This window comes from Phocaeicola sp. RTP21198st1_B8_RTP21198_201120, assembly GCF_040929485.1.
Lineage (GTDB): Bacteria > Bacteroidota > Bacteroidia > Bacteroidales > Bacteroidaceae > Phocaeicola > Phocaeicola dorei.
The window spans coordinates 1-2,097 of sequence record NZ_JBCOCI010000030.1; the positions used below are offsets into that span (position 1 = coordinate 1).

Annotated in this window: 3 protein-coding genes; 1 reads left to right on the forward strand and 2 read right to left on the reverse strand. The window is 38.5% G+C overall.

Annotated elements, in window-relative coordinates; translation table 11 throughout:
• Nucleotides 1-647 (reverse strand): DNA polymerase III subunit delta (gene holA, locus AB5935_RS12405; protein ID WP_368327445.1); only part of this gene is annotated, 647 nt, incomplete at its 3' end.
• A gap of 11 nt (nt 648-658) precedes the next feature.
• Nucleotides 659-1,435 carry an AMP nucleosidase gene (locus AB5935_RS12410; RefSeq protein WP_007835374.1) on the reverse strand — a complete coding sequence of 259 codons (777 nt, stop codon included), beginning with the start codon at nt 1,433-1,435 and terminating at the stop codon, nt 659-661.
• A gap of 57 nt (nt 1,436-1,492) precedes the next feature.
• On the opposite strand from AB5935_RS12410, the gene AB5935_RS12415 reads away from it, so the two are divergent.
• Nucleotides 1,493-1,942, forward strand: a complete 450-nt coding sequence (locus AB5935_RS12415) for a type I restriction enzyme HsdR N-terminal domain-containing protein (protein WP_005842029.1) — start codon at nt 1,493-1,495, stop codon at nt 1,940-1,942.
• Nucleotides 1,943-2,097 lie beyond the last annotated feature (155 nt).

The window sequence follows — 2,097 nt, forward strand, 5'->3', positions numbered from 1 at the left end:
AAATTATTATAATCCTTACTTATGCCAATGTTACGTTCTATTTGTTCAGGAGTAATCCGCTTTTGCTCTCTTGGAAGCGTGATAATTAATTTTTCCAACTCTCCGGCCATACGGCTTAAATCTGCTCCAACAAATTCCGCCATCATTTCTGAAGCCTTAGGCTCTATTTCTACTGAACGACGTTTCAAGTAAGAAGATATAAAGCCAGGAAGCTGAGCATCCTTAATCTTTTTCGATTCGAAAAGGACACCTACTTTCTCTATTTCAGCTGCCAATTTTTTTCTTCTATCCAATGTACCATGTTTATGGCATAACACCAGAATTGTAGAATCCAAAGGTTTCTGGAGATAATAAGCAAGCTCTTCAATATTCTTTATATTCTGAGCTTCTTTTACTATTACAACTTGATATTTGGACATCATGGGATAACGCTTGGCTGCATTGATAACAGTCGCGATATCTGTATCAGCCCCATAGACAATAGTCTGATTGAATTCTTTTTCATTTTCATTTAACACCGTTTGTGCTATATACTCAGATATCCGATCTATATAATAAGATTCTTCACCCATTAGATAATAAACAGGCTTATAGATACGGTTTTTCAGTTCACGGGCTATTTCTTCGTATGTTGTTTCTTTTGCCATACACAGTAAAATTACCAGTCAAATTTTAAGTGCTTGACTGTTTTCTTTTCCTCAATAATCATTTGTAATGAAGCAATACCAATCTCCACATGCTCCTCTACATATTGCTGCGTTACAATACTGTCGCTTTTCTCCGTCTTCACCCCTTCAGGAATCATCGGCTGGTCGGATACCAGAAGTAATGCTCCAGTAGGAATATGATTGTAAAAACCGGTAGTAAACAGCGTAGCCGTTTCCATATCCACACACATGGCACGCGTTTTAAGGAGATACTTTTTAAACCCCTCATCATGCTCCCATATACGGCGGTTGGTAGTATATACCGTTCCGGTCCAATAATCGCGGGCATGGTCGCGGATAGCCGACGAGACGGCACGCTGCAACATAAATGCAGGTAACGCAGGTACCTCAGGCGGATAATAATCATTGGATGTTCCTTCTCCACGAATAGCTGCAATGGGCAGAATCAGATCTCCCAACTTATTTTTCCTATCTATGCCCCCACATTTACCTAAAAACAAACATGCTTTAGGCTGGATGGCCCCTAGCAAATCCATAATGATAGCAGCATTGGGACTTCCCATGCCAAAATTAATAATAGTGATTCCTTCCGCATGTGCCGAAGTCATATTGGCATCACGTCCTAGTACCGGCACATTAAATTTGTCGGCAAAAAGTTCCACATATTTATTGAAATTGGTCAGAAGGATGTATTCTCCGAAATCATTCAAGCTTCTTTTTGTGTAGCGGGGAAGCCAGTTTGCTACAATTTCCTCTTTTGTTTTCATAATCTTTTGTATTTTTGCATCGGTTATTACCGAGTTACACTTATGCAAATTTACTAAATGTTATCATTAAACTTACCATCCTACGAAATTAAAATCGCGGAGCGAAATGGAAAAAATGTTATTTTCGATATGCTCCGCAAGAGATATGTCGCCCTTACTCCGGAAGAATGGGTAAGACAACATTTTGTTCATTACCTGACGGATTATAAAGGATATCCGAAGGGATTACTGGCCAACGAAATACAACTAGACTTAAACGGAACAAAAAAACGTTGTGATACTGTGCTCTACAACAAAGATCTAAGTGCCAAACTGATTGTGGAGTACAAAGCTCCACATATAGAAATCACACAAACAGTATTTGATCAGATAACCAGGTATAACATGGTTCTGAAAGTTGATTATCTGATTGTCAGCAACGGATTGAATCATTACTGCTGCCATATTGATTACAATACAAAAACATATCTTTTTCTACCAGAGATTCCCCACTATTCAGAACTGTAGATATATAAAAAACATTCTAAGCAACATCTCCTTACAAGATCTTGCTCAGAATGTGATGAAATTCTTTTTCCACAAAGAAAAAGATACTGCTTCAGGCGATATTATCTCTTGACAGTTTCCAAGTGCTGTTCAGCAATCACACCTGCCAATTCAGG

Bases quoted from the DNA above. Each gene is read 5' to 3' on its own strand.
- AB5935_RS12410 (WP_007835374.1), bottom strand. From the start codon at position 1,435: ATGAAAACAAAAGAGGAAATTGTAGCAAACTGGCTTCCCCGCTACACA.
- AB5935_RS12415 (WP_005842029.1), top strand. From the start codon at position 1,493: ATGTTATCATTAAACTTACCATCCTACGAAATTAAAATCGCGGAGCGA.